The 15,036-nt window shown below is 64.0% G+C and carries 10 protein-coding genes; 6 read left to right on the forward strand and 4 right to left on the reverse strand.

Features of this window, described 5'->3' with window-relative positions; all coding sequences use genetic code 11:
* The first annotated feature begins 89 nt into the window (after positions 1–89).
* Positions 90–1,223 (forward strand): pentapeptide repeat-containing protein, encoded by a 1,134-nt coding sequence (locus OA2633_RS15530; protein ID WP_009802763.1) that lies wholly within the window; start codon positions 90–92, stop codon positions 1,221–1,223.
* Here OA2633_RS15530 and OA2633_RS11690 read toward each other — a convergent pair.
* Positions 1,220–2,227 (reverse strand): alpha/beta fold hydrolase, encoded by a 1,008-nt coding sequence (locus OA2633_RS11690; protein WP_009802764.1) that lies wholly within the window; start codon positions 2,225–2,227, stop codon positions 1,220–1,222. The two genes, OA2633_RS15530 and OA2633_RS11690, sit on opposite strands and share 4 nt — an antisense overlap.
* Between OA2633_RS11690 and glpK the strand changes: the two genes are divergently transcribed.
* The 3 genes from glpK (at position 2,226) to thrS (ending at position 7,114) form a co-directional block, all read left to right on the forward strand.
* Positions 2,226–3,707, forward strand: coding sequence for a glycerol kinase GlpK (glpK, locus tag OA2633_RS11695; protein ID WP_009802765.1), 1,482 nt, complete (start codon positions 2,226–2,228; stop codon positions 3,705–3,707). The genes OA2633_RS11690 and glpK overlap by 2 nt on opposite strands.
* 95 nt (positions 3,708–3,802) lie before the next feature.
* Positions 3,803–5,146, forward strand: coding sequence for an oxygen-independent coproporphyrinogen III oxidase (hemN, locus tag OA2633_RS11700; protein WP_009802766.1), 1,344 nt, complete (start codon positions 3,803–3,805; stop codon positions 5,144–5,146).
* 126 nt (positions 5,147–5,272) lie between these two features.
* Positions 5,273–7,114 (forward strand): threonine--tRNA ligase, encoded by a 1,842-nt coding sequence (gene thrS / locus OA2633_RS11705; protein WP_009802767.1) that lies wholly within the window; start codon positions 5,273–5,275, stop codon positions 7,112–7,114.
* 70 nt (positions 7,115–7,184) lie between these two features.
* On the opposite strand, the gene OA2633_RS11710 is transcribed toward thrS, so the two are convergent.
* The 3 genes from OA2633_RS11710 to OA2633_RS16315 form a co-directional block, all read right to left on the reverse strand.
* Positions 7,185–10,478: an efflux RND transporter permease subunit gene (locus OA2633_RS11710; RefSeq protein ID WP_009802768.1), complete on the reverse strand. Its 3,294-nt coding sequence runs from the start codon at positions 10,476–10,478 to the stop codon at positions 7,185–7,187.
* A complete protein-coding gene (locus tag OA2633_RS11715; protein ID WP_009802769.1) occupies positions 10,475–11,635 on the reverse strand; it encodes an efflux RND transporter periplasmic adaptor subunit in 1,161 nt (386 codons plus the stop codon). Before OA2633_RS11715 ends, OA2633_RS11710 begins: the two co-directional genes overlap by 4 nt.
* Positions 11,636–11,796: 161 nt before the next feature.
* Positions 11,797–13,104, reverse strand: coding sequence for a hypothetical protein (locus OA2633_RS16315; RefSeq protein ID WP_009802770.1), 1,308 nt, complete (start codon positions 13,102–13,104; stop codon positions 11,797–11,799).
* 288 nt (positions 13,105–13,392) lie between these two features.
* Here OA2633_RS16315 and OA2633_RS11725 point away from each other — a divergent pair, with 288 nt between their 5' ends.
* Both OA2633_RS11725 and OA2633_RS11730 read left to right on the forward strand, forming a co-directional pair.
* Positions 13,393–13,965, forward strand: a complete 573-nt coding sequence (locus OA2633_RS11725; protein WP_162010993.1) for a TetR/AcrR family transcriptional regulator — start codon at positions 13,393–13,395, stop codon at positions 13,963–13,965.
* A complete protein-coding gene (locus OA2633_RS11730; RefSeq protein ID WP_009802772.1) occupies positions 13,962–15,026 on the forward strand; it encodes an efflux RND transporter periplasmic adaptor subunit in 1,065 nt (354 codons plus the stop codon). Before OA2633_RS11725 ends, OA2633_RS11730 begins: the two co-directional genes overlap by 4 nt.
* Positions 15,027–15,036 lie beyond the last annotated feature (10 nt).

A 15,036-nucleotide genomic window follows, 5' to 3' on the forward strand; every position in this document is an offset into this window, starting at 1 on the left:
CCTGTGAATGAGCGCATAACCGCGCAGATGAAACACTGATCCTTAAGCTCAAATTCGCACATTGTTTGCAGCTTTAGGGAGAGACGGGCATGCCAATTGACCAGGCGGTCATCGCGGCTCACGAGGCATTCATCGCGGGCCGCAATGGCGGTTGTCGCGCCTTTTTCCGTTTCCAGGATCTCACAGGCGTCAATCTGATGAAGCGCAAGCTCGACGGGATCGAGTTCATTGGATGCGATCTCAAGGATTCCAGTTTCGCCCTGGCTTCACTGGTGACGGCGTCCTTCTATTGTTCAAGCCTGAAAGGCGCGGATCTGCGCGGTTCGGATCTGTCGCGTGCGGACTTGCGCGGCGCCATCCTGCGTGGGGCGGATCTGTATCGCTCCAATCTGGATGGCGCGGACTTTCGCAAGGCGGTCCTTTACAAGGATGAGCGCGACAAGGAATTCAAACAGAACGACTGGGTCCAGGACCTGGAGGATGGTCGTGACGGCGCCGTGGATTTCCGCGACTGCTCTCTGCGCGGCGCGCGACTGAGTTCGGCTAAACTCAAGGGCGCGGACTTTTCCGGCGCCATGATGGAAGGCGCTGATCTGCACCAGGCTGATCTTCGAGACGCCAATTTCAAAGGCGCGGTTCTAACGGGTGCGGACATGAAGGGCGCGCGTCTGGACGGCGCCAATCTGGACAATGTGGTGCGCGATCCGGCTCAGGCGGCGCTGGCGCGGGCGTCAGACCTGATGAAACTGCTCGAACAAAGTGATCTCTATACACAGTCTCGCGGCGAACAGGGGCGGCGGGCCGTCTTTGAGGGCGAGGATTTGCGTGTCCTGGGACGCGCCTGTCAGGGCAAGGGACTGATCGGCGCGAATATGCGCGGCGTCTGCGCCGTGGGCATGGATTTCTCGGGCGCGTCTTTCATTGGCGCGAACTTCACCGGAGCGGATTTGCGCGGAGCGAACTTCACGGGCGCGAATCTCAAGGGCGTCACTTTCCGCGACTGCAATCTCAATCACGCCATCATGCAGGGCGCGGACCTTCGATCCTTTACGGGCAGCACCGGACGGGTTTTCCATCCGTCCTTCGAAGGCGCATCCCTTCACGCGGCCCGGTTCGAGGGCGCGCGCATGGATCACGAGCTGCTGGCGGCCGCGATCGGCCCTGTCCAGGCGTATGAGAATCTGACGCCGGCGCAAGGCGAGGAGCCGGCGAAGGCGTCCTAGCCCTGTTGGCGCGCCACGCGCTCGGCCCAGTCTGCGAAATCTGACTGGGCGGTTTCAAAGCCGATATCATTGAGCGTTTCATGACGGCCCTGCGGGTCACGCCGCATGGTCACATCCGAAAAACGCGCATTATAAAGTCGCGAGGCCAAGACCTTGGCCGCCTGGCCCTTGTCTGTCGCGGGATCCTCGCCGCCGGCCGCCAGATGAATGGCGAGATCGGTGCGCATGCCCCGCAGGCGATTTTCACTCTCCCCGAGCTCGGTCCCGTCAATCAGATCGCGCCACATGGAGATCGAGGCCGGCCAGCCGCAATCGGGATCGTTCACATAGGCGTCCACTTCCTCGGGGATGCGTGACAGCCAGTCAAAATCGGTGCGATGGCCCTTGATGGCCTTGCCCCAGGCCTTGAAGGTCAGGGCTTCGATCCAGGTCGAGCCTTGCTGGGACTTCTTGAACAGGCTCTCGATATTGAGAACCGCGCGCATCAGCCCGGCTCGACCGCCGAGCGCCAGGTTCGAGTTCCAGACCGCAAGGCCGGAAAGCTCGCCCTTGCGTTCCATGGCGTGGTTCATCGCCACGACGCCGCCCATGGAATGACCGAATACAATATGGGGCAGGCCCGGAAAACGCGCCTTGAGATGGTCTTCCACCGCCAGCGCGTCTTCCACGACCTTGCCCCAGCCTTTCGGCGCGCCGAACACGCCGCGCGGCGCATCTTCAGCGGTCGTTTCGCCATGTCCGCGATGGTCATGGGCGGCGACGTGGAAACCACGACCCGCCAGATAGGCCGCGAAGCGCGCATAGCGGGCCGAATGCTCGGCGAGGCCGTGATGGATCTGGACCACGCCCAGCGGCTGGCCGTCGGCCTCTTGCACATGCAGGCGCAGGCTTGCGCCGGTGGGGCTTTCAAAAGTTTCCGCAACAAACGCCATCGGGGCATTCTCCATCCGGTCAGAACCGCTTAGCTTGGCGACACCATAAGACTGCCCGGAGCGTTTCACCATGTCTCGTCCTGCACTGCTTGCGCTTGATCAAGGCACCACCTCGTCCCGCGCGCTGGTGTTTGACGAGACAGGACGCGTCATCGCGTCCGCGCAGGAGGAATTCGCACAGGGCTATCCCAAGCCGGGCTGGGTTGAGCATGACCCGGAAGTGATCTGGGCGACGGTTCTGTCCACCGCCCGCAAGGCGATGAGCGCGGCCGAGGAACAGGGCTGGACGGTCGAGGCCCTTGGCGTCACCAATCAGCGCGAGACGACCTTGGTGTGGGATCGCGCCACCGGCCAGCCCATCCACAACGCCATAGTCTGGCAGGACCGGCGGACCGCAAAAACCTGTGCGGCTTTGAAAGCCGACGGCGCCGAAGCGCTGGTGCGCGACAAGGCCGGGCTGGTTCTGGACCCGTATTTTTCCGCTTCAAAGCTCGCTTACATTCTCGACGCCGTGCCCGGCGCACGAGCGAAGGCCGAGGCCGGCAAGCTCGCCTTCGGCACGGTGGACAGCTTCCTGATCTGGCGGCTCACCGGCGGGCGGGTCCATGTGACTGACGCCACGAATGCCAGCCGCACCAGTCTTTATGCGCTCAAGACCGCAGACTGGGATGAGGAGCTTCTGAAGCTCTTCAATGTGCCGCGTGCGGTCCTGCCTGACATCGTCGACAGCGCCGGTCGTTATGGCGACACCGACCCGTCTGTTCTGGGGCGCGCCATCCCCATTTGTGGCGCAGCGGGGGACCAGCAGGCGGCTGCGCTCGGGCAGGCCTGCCTTCATCCGGGCGAAGTGAAATCGACCTATGGCACGGGCGCGTTCCTGCTGGTGAACACGGGCGACCAGCCGGTGAAATCAGAAAACCGGCTGCTGGCGACGACAGCCTGGCGTCTGAACGGGCAGTCCGCGTTTGCGCTGGAAGGCTCGATCCTGTCCGCCGGCGCGACGGTGCAATGGCTGCGCGATGGTCTGGGGATGATTGCGCGCTCGTCTGAAATCGAGGCGCTGGCGCAAAGCGCCGATCCTGAGTGCGGCGTCTATCTGGTGCCGGCCTTTTCAGGCCTCGGCGCCCCGCATTGGGATCCGGATGCGCGAGGTCTGATCTGCGGGCTGAGCCGGGGCTGCGGTCGGGCGGAGATCGCGCGCGCGGCGCTCGATTCCACCGTCTACCAGACCCAGGATCTTCTGACCGCCGTGGCCAATGACGGGGTCGAAGTGCGCACTCTGAAGGTGGATGGCGGCATGGCGGTCAATGACGCCCTGATGCAACGTCTCGCGGATATCTGCGCGGTGGAGACCGTGCGCCCGGTCAACGCCGAAGCCACCGCCTGGGGCGCGGCCTTCCTTGCAGGGCTTGGCATCGGCATGTTCTCGGACCTCTCCGAATCCGCGACCCTGTGGCAGGCTGAACGCGCCTTCGCGCCCAAGCTGGATGAGGCCGCGCGCCAGCGCCAGATGGCGGGTTGGCATGATGCGGTGCGACGCACGCTGAGCTGACCCTGCGACCGGTCGCCGCTGCGGCGAGTGGTCAACTGATGCGCATATCAAAGCCGGGCTAAGCGGGGTGTCCTTGCAGAGGAATGGAGCCCGTCATGGCGTCCCGGATCACCAACTTGCTGAGCTACGGCCAGCAACGCAGCCCGCGCTACACCAGCTACCCCACCGCCCCGCATTTTCATGAGGGCGTGACCGGAGCGGTCTATGGCGACTGGCTGGATACGCTGGATCGCGGCAAGCCGATCTCGCTCTATCTGCATGTGCCCTATTGCAAATCCCTGTGCTGGTATTGCGGCTGCAACACCCGCGCGACCACGCAGGACGGCCCGATCGAGGCCTATCTGAAGGTGCTTTTGAAAGAGCTGGCGCTGGTGGCGGACCGCCTGCCGGGTCGCATGAGAGTGTCCCATCTGGCGCTGGGCGGCGGCACGCCGGCGATCCTGAACCCGGATCAGATGGACCGGCTGATGGCCGCGATCTATGACCGGTTTGAATTTGAGGAGGGCGCCGAGCGCGCCATTGAGATCGATCCGTGCCATTTCAGCAAAGACGACGCTCAGGCGCTGGCGCGTAATGGCTTCACCCGCGCCTCAACGGGCGTGCAGAGCTTTGATCCGGCGGTGCAGCGCGCCATCAACCGCATCCAGCCCTATGAAGTGGTGGAAGCGTCCTTCAATCGCCTGCGCGAAGCGGGCGTGATGAAGATCAATGCCGACCTTCTCTATGGCTTGCCGCTTCAGACCGCCGACAGCGCCCGCGCCAGCGCGGAAGCGGCGGCGGCGCTCAATCCGGACCGGCTCGCTGTCTTCGGCTACGCTCATGTGCCGCACATGAAATCGCATCAGCGTTTGATCAAGGACGAGGCTCTGCCCGGCGCGAAGGCGCGTCTGGCGCAGGCGGATGCGATGGAGCATGCGCTGATCGAGTGCGGATACGCTCTAATTGGCATCGACCATTATGCCCGCCCGGATGACCCCATGGCGCAGGCGCTGGAAAACGGCACGCTGCGCCGGAACTTTCAGGGCTACACCACCGACAAGGCGGACACCCTGATCGCACTGGGCGCGTCGGCGATAGGCCGCACACCGCACGGCTATGTGCAGAACCGCTCGGACGTCAGAAGCTGGATGCAGGATGTGGAGGCGGGCCGCCTGCCCGTCGGCAAAGGCGTTGAGGTGACCCGCGAGGACGCGATGCGCGCCGCGATTATCGAACAGGTGATGACCTATCTGCGCGTGGACCCTGAAGCGGTCGCCGCCTTGTATGACAGGCCGGCGCCGCAGGCGGATCTGGACGATCTGGTGCGCTCGGGCGTCGTCAGTGTTGAAGGCGGGGTCATCACCGTCAATCCGGCCTATCGCCCGCTGGCGCGGCTGGTTGCGGCGGCGTTCGACGGCTATCTCGCCACCGGCGCGGCGCGGCACTCGGTGTCGGTCTAAGGGTTTGATGCGCTGCGGCGCAGCGGGCTTTGTGGACAGGCGCGAAGCGAGGATTTAAACGTCGAAGAGCGTAATGTTCTTACGTGCAATCCAACCTCTCTTTTTTGTCAAAGAAGCCTAAACACCATGTCGCAGGACAACTTCCCGGTAGAGACGCGCCGTCACTCCGCCGCCCACCTGATGGCGGCGGCGATCAAGGACCTCTGGCCGAACGCCAAATTCGGCGTGGGTCCGGCGACAGCCACAGGCTTTTATTATGACATCCAGCTCGAAGAGCCGCTGACGGTCGAGGATCTTCCGAAGATCGAGAAGCGCATGAAAGAGCTGCGCAAGAAAAAGAAGAAGTTCTATTGCGAAGCCCATGGCATCGATGAAGCCATCGATTACATGGCCAAGGAAGGCCAGGACTTCAAAGTCGAGCTCCTCAAGCTGCTGCGCGACAAGGGCTCGACCGCCATCGCCAAGGAAACGGGTGACGAATCCGTCGCGGGCGAAGGTCTTGATGAGATCACCTTCTATCGCACCGGCGATTTCGTCGATCTGTGCCGCGGTCCCCATGTGGACCATTCGGGCCAGGTGGGCGAGTTCAAGCTGCGCTCCATCGCAGGGGCCTATTGGCGCGGCGACGCGAACAACGCCCAGCTTCAGCGCATCCATGCGCTGGCGTTCGAGACCAAGGAAGAACTCGAAGCCGAAGTCACTCGTCTGGAAGAGCAGGCCAAGCGCGATCACCGCAAGATCGGCAAGGAGCTGGGCCTGTTCACGCTGGTCGAGGAAGTGGGCGCGGGCCTGCCCATGTGGCTGCCCGCGGGCAATGTGATCCGCGACGAGCTTGAAAAGCTCGCCCGCATCACCGAGCACCGCGCGGGCTACAAGCGCGTCTCAACCCCGCACATCACCAAGGGCGATCTGTATCACCGCTCCGGTCACCTGCCGTACTATGCCGAAGACATGTACGCGCCGATCATGATCGACGAGCAGGAATACTATCTGCGGCCGATGAACTGCCCGCACCACCACATGATCTACGCGCATGACCAATGGTCGTATCGCGATCTGCCGGTGCGTCTGTCCGAATACGGTCAGGTCTATCGCTATGAGGCCTCGGGCGGCCTGTCGGGCCTGATGCGGGTGCGCGGCTTCTGCCAGAACGACGCGCATATCTATTGCCGGCCAGACCAGGCGAAGGACGAGTTCCTGGCGGTCATGCACATGCACGCCGATTACTACCGCCTCTTCGGCATTCAGGATTTCTGGATGCGTCTGTCCCTGCCGGACATGGAGAATCTCGACAAGTATGTCGATGATGCCGAAGGCTGGAAGACGGCTCTGTCGATCCTGAAGCAGGCGATGGACGAGTCCGGTTATCCGTACAAGGAAGTCGAGGGTGAAGCCGCCTTTTACGGCCCTAAAGTGGACTTCATGGTGAAATCGGTCGTGGGCACCGAATACGCCATCTCCACCAACCAGCTCGACTTCATGGCGACCAAGCGCTTCAACCTCGTCTACACGGCAGAGGATGGCTCCAAGCAGCCGGTCTATGTGATCCACCGTGCGCCCATGGGCAGCCATGAGCGTTTCGCCGCCTTCCTGATCGAGCACTATGCCGGCAAGTTCCCGACCTGGCTGAGCCCGACCCAGGCGGTGGTGATCCCGATCGCCGACCGTCACGAGGAGTACGCCCAGACGGTCCGCGACCAGCTGTTCTTCTCCGAGGTGGATTCGGTGAATACCGGCATCCGCACCGAGACGGATTTCGCCTCCGAGCGGATGCAGAAGAAGATCCGCAACGCCCAGCACCGCCAGATCCCCTATATGCTGGTGGTGGGCGATGCAGAGGCGGAGAATGGGGAAGTGGCCGTGCGTCACCGCGACCATGGCGATATGGGCACGATGAAGGTCGAAGACCTGATCGCCCGCATCGCCAAGGAGCAATCAGGGCGCACAGACCTGCCCAAGCCTGAATAGGCAGGGGCAGTCGAACATGGAAACGCCGGCCCGTGGGCCGGCGTTTTTGTGTGGGCATGTCAGAGTATGATCAGGCGTTGGCCAAACGGCGCTTGCGCCAGACGCGCCAGCCGATCAATCCGCCGACCGCCAGCAGGACCAGCAATCCGATCAGGCCCGCGACACTGAGCAGGATCAGGGCGACGACAAGTCCGGCCATCACGGCAAGGCTGGTCAGGGGGGAAGCGCGCACATCGTCCACGATCATCACCAGAGCCGGCAACAGCATCAGGATGGTGATGGAGGCGAAGACGAGGCCCGCCCCGAGCGACACCGCCATGGGCACCAGGAACTGGGCCTGGGGGCTCTGCTCGGCGATGATCGGCAACAGGCCGAGCGCGGTCGTCAGCGTGGTCACAAGGATCGGGCGGAAGCGCCGCCCCGCCGCTTCGGCGATGGCGTCCTCGGCTTTCATGTCCCGCTCGTTGACGTTCAGATTGTAGCGGTCGATCAGCACGATGGAGGCGTTCACCACCACGCCCGACAGCGCCACCATGCCGAAAATGGACGGGAAGGAGAGCGGATAGCCCAGTATGAAATGGCCCAGGATCGCGCCGCCAATGCCGAAGGGAATGGCGATCAGGATGATCAGCGGCTGGATATAGCTTCTGAGCTGGGTCGCCAGCAGCGCATACATGATCACGATCGCAATCAGCAGGCCGCGCCCGAGGCTGGCGAAGTCCTCGGCCTGTTCACGCCCGGCGCCCGCGAGGGTCCAGCGCAGTTCAGGATACGCGTCGACGAGTTGCGGCAGCATCTCGCTTTCAACCCGCGCCCGGGCTTCGCCGGGCGTCAGGCGCGCCTCGTCCACATCAGCGGTCACCTCCACGATGCGGCGGCCATCTATGCGCTCGATCCGGGTGTAGCTGCGGCTCTCGGTGATGGTCGCGGCGACGCTGAGCGGCAGGCTCTCGCCATCGCGCGTGCGGATGCGCAGATCACCGAGTTCGGACAGGCCGACCCGTTCTTCTTCCGGATAGCGCACGAAGACGCGCAGCTCGTCCGAACCGCGCTGGATGCGTTGGACTTCCTCGCCAAAGAAGGCCTGCCGCACCTGGCGGGCCACATCGCGCGGCGTCAGCCCGGCCGCTTCGCCAGCGGGGGTCAGCGTGAAGTTGAGCTGGCGCTTGCCAATATCGAGCCCGTCCTCGATTTCGGACACGCCGTCGATCTCCGCCAGCCAGTCCGCCAGCTGACGCACTGCGGCTTCCAGCGCCTCGTTTTCCGGGTGGGACAATTCATAGGCGATGTCCGCATCCTGTGGTCCCGCCGAGGAGATGATGGACAATTGCTCCACCCCGGCCAGCTGTCCGGTGCGTTCCCGCCACAGGGATTCCAGCTCGGAAGAGCTGGTGGTGCGATCGGCGGACGGGGTCAGCTGGATCTGGATCTGGGCGGCGTTGGACGCGATCGTGGTGGTCGAGCTCGAGCCCGGACCTCCGAACAGGCTCGTGCGCCCGCCAATGGTCGCCTCGATGGACTTGAACACCGGCTCGCCAGTCTCGGCGTATTCGCGCTGGATGGATTCGGCGGCGGCGATCATCTGCTCGGCGGCGTTGCGGGTGGCCGTGAAAGGCGCGCCGTCCGGCAAGCTGATATCGGCTGTGATCTGTTCGGATTCAATCGCCGGGAAGAAGACGAAGCGGACAATGCCGGAGGTGGCGAGCGTCATCACCAGAATGAGGATGGCGATGCCGGCCGCAGCCACCAGCCAGCGCATGCGGGCGGCGAAATGCGCCCAGCGGCTGACGGTTCCCTCCGCAAAGGCGGTCAGGATCTGAGCCACCTTGTCCTGAATGCGCGCCAGCGGGCCGCGCGACCAGTGACCGCCGTGCGCGAGGTGAGAGGGCAGGATGAAGAAGGCCTCGATCAGCGACACGGCCAGGATCGAGATCACCACGATCGGGATGGGGCGCGTGATCTCGCCAAAGGTGCCGCCCGAGAAGATCAGCGGTCCGAAGGCGGCCATGGTGGTCAGAACGCCCACCAGAACCGGCGCGGCCACGCCGGTCACCCCGGCGATGGCGGCTTCTTCTTCAGAGCGGCCTTTCTGACGTTCACGGTCGGTGTTCTCGCCCACCACGATGGCGTCATCGACCACGATGCCCAGCACCACGATCAGACCGAACGTGGTAATGAAGTTCAGCGTCACGCCCGCCATGCCGAACAGCGCGAAGCCGCCGAGGAAAGAGATCGGCACGCCCATGGACACCCAGAACGCCAGACGCAGGTCGAGCACCAGCACGAGCAGCAGAAAGACGAGAGTGAAGCCGATGATGGCGTTACGGGCGAGCAGAGAAATGCGGTCGCGGAAGACCTGAGACTGGTCGACGACCATTTCGAGCGCCACGCCCGGCGGCAGGCTGGCGGTCTCGGCGAAGGCGATGGCGGCGTTCCTGACGCCCAGCAGGTCCTCGGAGCCCTGGGTCTGCACATCGATGAAGACGGCGGGCTGGCCGTTGAAGCGCGAGATCAGCGGGTCTTCCTCAAACCCGTCATTGATCACCGCCACATCGCCGAGACGAACCCGCGCGCCGGTTTCAGACGAGCGCAGGATGATGTTCGCGAACTCGTCCCCGGTCTCCCGGCGTGCATTGGTGCGCAACAGGATATCGCCCGACCGGGTGCGGATTTCGCCGCCTGACAGGTCCACCGAGGCGGCGCGCACAGCGTCCGCCACTTCGGTGAAGGTCAGCCCGTACTCGCGCAGGGCGTCTTCGGACACGGAGATGGAAATCTCCAGCGCCCGAACGCCGCGAAGCCGGACGGTGGAAATGCCGTCTTCCGCCAGCATGTCGCGTTCCAGCCGGGAGCCGGCCTCGCGCAGGGCGGCTTCGTCCACAGGGCCGGTAAGCGCGAAGGTGAGGATCGTGGTGACCGGCTGGGGCACCCGGATCTGGGGTTGTTCGGCGTCGGCGGGGGGGAAGTCGGCGATGGCGGAGACGGCGGTCTCCACATCGTCCTTGACCACTTGGGCGTCGGCGAAGTCCTGCAACTCGACGGTCACCGTGCCGCGGCCTTCAGACGCCACGGAGCGGACCCGGTCCACGCCTTCAAGCCCGATCACCGCTTCCTCGATGCGGCGGGTGATGGAGTCCTCCACATCGCCCGGCGTGGCGCCGGGATAGATCACCGCCACCTGCACCGTTCGCGGCTGCAGGGTGGGGAAGACCTCGGTCTGCATGGTGAAGGCGGTGATGGCGCCGCCCAGTAGGAACAGGATCATCAGAAGATTCGCGGCGACCGGATTGCTCACGAACCAGGCGATCAGCCCCTTGCCGGGCCAACCGGCATGGGCGGACGGGGGCAGGACAGGATCGCTCACGGGCGCGCCTCGTCCGCATTGAGAATATTGGCCCGGCGACCGAGCGCGTTTTCCGGAACCGGGGTCAGGATCACGCCTTCGGCATAGTCAAAAGGCGCCACGAAGACATCGCCGTCCCAGCGGTCCAGCACCTCGATGGTCACTTCCTCGATGCGGCCGTCCCGCACAATGCGCACCTGATCGAGTCCGACGAGCGCGGAGCCCGGCATCATCAGACCGCGTTCGAGGTCCGGCCCGGTCACCGTTACGGACACGAACTGGCCTGGGCGCAGCTGATCAGGGGTGTCGGGGGCGATATAGAGGTCGACGAACCGGGTGCGGGGGTTCAGGTCAGCGCCTTCGCGCACGATCTCACCGTTCAGGCTCAGGCCCGTCTCGGTGATGCTCAGCATTGCCTGTCGTCCCACAGCCTCATCCAGACGCGCCAGCTCGGCCGGGGCGATCGGGGCGACCACTTCCAGGCTCTCGATGTCATAGACCGCGCCATAGCTCTGCCCCGCAGAGACCAGAAGTCCGGGCGCGATGCGGCTGTCGATCACGCGGCCGCGAAACGGAAAGCGGATATTGGTGCGCTCGAGATTGAGCCGCGCCTGGGCCAGATCCGCCTGGGCGGCTTCGACCGCGGCGCGGGCGGCGGCCAGTTGCGGCTCACGCGCGGCCAGCGGCGTGATTTCGCGGCCGGGGTATTCGCGGCGCCATTCGGCCTGATTGATCTCCGCCTCTGCGGTCAACTGATCCAGGGCGCTTCTGGCGTCGGCGAGGCCGGCCTGCGCACGGGACACCGCAACTTCATAATCGCGCGGGTCGATCCGGAAGAGCACGTCATTGGCTTCAAAGAAGGCGCCGGCGCGCACGGCGTCCGACACCTCTATGACTCGTCCGCCCACTTGAGGCGACAGGCTGATATCGGCCGGCGTGGAGACGGCGCCGGTCAGGGCGATCTCGATCTGATGGTGTTCGGCGACAGGGCGGGCGATTTCGACGGGCGTGGCGGGACGCTCCGGTGCGGTCTGTCTGGTCGCTTCGCCGCCTGTGGAGAGGACGGTGGTGAGAATCATGGCCAGCACGATCACGGCGATGATGGCGCCGATCTGCAGCCAGCCGACCCAGCCGCTCTTTTCCGCTTCGTGTGTGTCTTTCTGGGTAGAGGTCTGCATGCCTCGCCCTTCCCCTGATCAATTGCCTGCCCATTCGCGATTTAGCACGGCACGCTCTAGGGGCCATCACACAATGGCGAAATTTTCAGTTTTCACGGGAACCGACATGAAAAACCCCGCCGGAAAGCGGGGTTGATCCAGGGGTCTTGATTGTCGGGCTGCTAGCGCACGCTGTCATCAGCGCCGGGCAAATGGACCAGTTCGGTCTGCTCGGCGACCGGTTGCTCGGCCCGGGCGAAGCCGAGCGCCTCGCCGATATTGGGCAGGTGGCCTGTGGCCAGGAAGGGCAGGCCCAGAGCCATGACGACCGAGATGACGAGGCCGATGAAGGCGCGGATGATGTCGGTCAGCACGTCAAACGCCGCATCCTTGATGCCGCGCAGCTTCGCGACCACGGAGATGGCGAGCTCGCGACCGGCCAGCAGCCCCAGGAACACCCAGGTGGTGCTCATCGGGATGTCGTTGATCTCCTTGAAGTACATCAGGATCACGCCGAAGGCGAAGTCGACGACGGTGGCCGCGCGCACGTCCACGGTGTTGGTCTTGGACAGGACGATCTTCTGGATCTCGCCGCCGCGCGCCGCAAAGATCAGCGCATGCAGGCCCAGCATCAGAAGGGTGGAGAAGATCAGCAGGCCGATCGAGAAGGTGACTGTGACGTCGCCGGTGACCGGATCAACCACGGTCTCGCGCGGCAGATAGACGAAGATGTTCGCCAGATCCTGCATCAGCCATTGCGACCAGAGGAAACCCGTCGACAGCCATTGCAGCACATACCAGGTGTTGAACCGGTGCGTGGCGAACGCAACGACGGCGCTGGCGACAATGACGATGCCCGTCGCGACCCAGTTGGCCTGGGACAGGTCCGGCAGGACCGGGCCGTTGACCAGCAGGTAGACCAGCAGCGCCGTCAGGCCGCCCACCATCGGGATGTGCCAGTTGGGCGTGCCATGGTCTTCCACATCGGTGTTGAAGACCCAGGTTTCGAACATGCGCGAGATCAGGATGAACAGCACCATGCCCGCGCCGAAGGCGACCAGATAGCCGATCACCGACTTGATCATCATGCTGCCCAGAACGCCGGCCGTGGCCGAGCCGCCGGTCAGGGTGAAGATGGTGAGCACGAGGAAGGTGGTGGAGACCGGAATGCCGAAGCGGGTCAGGATCAGGAGAACCAGAGGCGGCAGCACATGCCACCAATGAATGCCGGTTTCGGGATAGGGAATGCGGTTCAGGCGACCAAAGGCGATATCGCCGTGATTGCCGAAATATCCGTAGAGCATGACGGCGACGATGATGCTGGCTGCGAACGCCCACAAGACCAGCCAGTGCCGTTTGGAGTTGGACGCCAGGAACGTCCCGAGGGTCTGGATCACGTCGTTCGCCACAATGGCGTACGCAGCGAACATGAAGCCTATCAGCCCGAAGAGCGGGACGCCGAAAATGCCCAGCTGCCCAAGATCCGCCATGAGATCATATCCTAATTGTTCGGCCTCTGACGGAGCGTAAGCCCGTCGCGCGCCTCCCGATAGCAAGGGCGAGGCGAGCCGGGAAGTCAAAGGATCGGTTGGAGCCGCCTTTTTCAAGATTCTGTCACATCAAGACACCTCCAGACAGGTCGGGAGCACGCGCAGAAGGTGTTTGGCGCTCGTGTGTAACATTATGTGTACCGTCTGGACGGTTTGGCTCTTGTAAAACCGTCCAGACGGTATAGATGCAGTGCAGCAAAATGTCTTGTCCTGCCCATGGAGCACCGGTTGAAGCCTGAAATTCCCAACCCGGAAGCGACCGAAAAGGTCAGCACGTCCGACCTGATTCTGGACGCGGCCGAGCGCGTGGTCGCGCGTGACGGCGCGCATCTGACGATTGACGCGGTGGTCAAGGAAAGCGGGTTTTCAAAGGGCGGGGTGCTCTACAACTTCCCGTCAAAGGTCGCGCTGATCGAAGGCATGATCAAACGCATGACCGGGCGTTTCCTCGCCCGTCATGAAGAGGCGAAGGCGCGCGCCCTTTCGGACAATGCGCCTGTACTGCCCGCCATGCTGTGCGCCTTCTTCGACGACAAGCATGTGGACCGGCAGGTCTATATGGGCCTGCTGGCCGCGCTGGCCGAGAATCCCGAGCTGATCGAGCCTGTGCGTCAGGTGCATGTTCAGATGCGTGACGACATGCTGGCGCACGCCACCGACCCGGTTCTGGGCCGGATTGCGCTTCTGGCCTCTGACGGCTTGCACTTTGCCGAAATTCTCGGACTTGAAACCTGTTCGCCTGATGAGCGCAGGGCCATAGAAGCCCGCCTCGTCGCCCTTGTGACGGAGTCTCCCCAATGATTGCCCGTTCCGTACTCCTCACCGCCTGCGCCATCGGCGTTCTGGCGGCCTGTTCTCCGGCCGAGCCAGAAGAGCAGGCGCCGCCGCGGGCGGCGCGCATCGAGGCGGTCGAAGCTGCAGCAACCTCGAACCAGAGAGAATTCGTGGGGCGCGTCGAAGCGCGCCTTACGGTCGATCTGTCCTTCCAGGTGGGCGGGCGGCTCGCCGAGTTCCCTGTGTTCGAAGGCGAGCTGATCCAGCAGGGCGCGATGGTGGCCCGTCTGGAGACGCAGGACTTCGAACGCGCTCGTCGCGAAGCGCAGGTGCAGCTTCAGCAGGCGCGGCAGAATCTGGATCGCCAGAGCACGCTCAACGAACGCGGCATTGCGTCTGACGCGGCTCTGGAAGACGCCCAGACCGCCTATGATCTGCGGGCCGTGGCGCTCGACAATGCGCGCCAGAATCTGGAGTACGCGACGATCTCGGCGCCGTTTGACGGCCTGATCAGTCGCCGTCTGGTGGACAATTACACCACGGTCTCCCCGGGGCAGCCGGTGGTGCGGATCCAGGACATCAGCGAGTTGCGGGTCGCCATCCAGGTGCCCGAAAGCCTGATCGCCCAGGTCGATCGTGAAGACAAGCCCGACATGATTGCGCGCTTCCCCTTCCTGCCCGATCAGAGCTTCACGCTGGAGTATCGCGAGCTGGTGGCCGAACCGGATCAGGCGTCCCAGACCTATACGGCGCTGTTCGCCCTGCCGGACAATCTGCCCGCCAACATCCTGCCGGGCATGACGGCGTCGGTGACCGTGAACCTGCCCCAGACCGTGTCCGCCAACCAGCAGGGCGTTGTCGCCCCGCTGTCTGCGCTCAGCTCCAATCCGGACGGCTCTTTCTCGGTCTGGATCTATGACGGGACGACGGGCGCCGTCAGCCGTCGCGATGTCCTGGCCGGCCCCATCGAGGGCGGGCAGGTGGTGATCCATTCAGGGCTCGAGCCCGGAGAGGAAATTGTCACCGCCGGCGTGACCGCCCTGCATGAGGGCATGCTCGTTCGCCCCATCAATTCCAGCAATCGCTGACTGATCGGGT

This window comes from Oceanicaulis sp. HTCC2633 (assembly GCF_000152745.1).
GTDB lineage: Bacteria > Pseudomonadota > Alphaproteobacteria > Caulobacterales > Maricaulaceae > Oceanicaulis.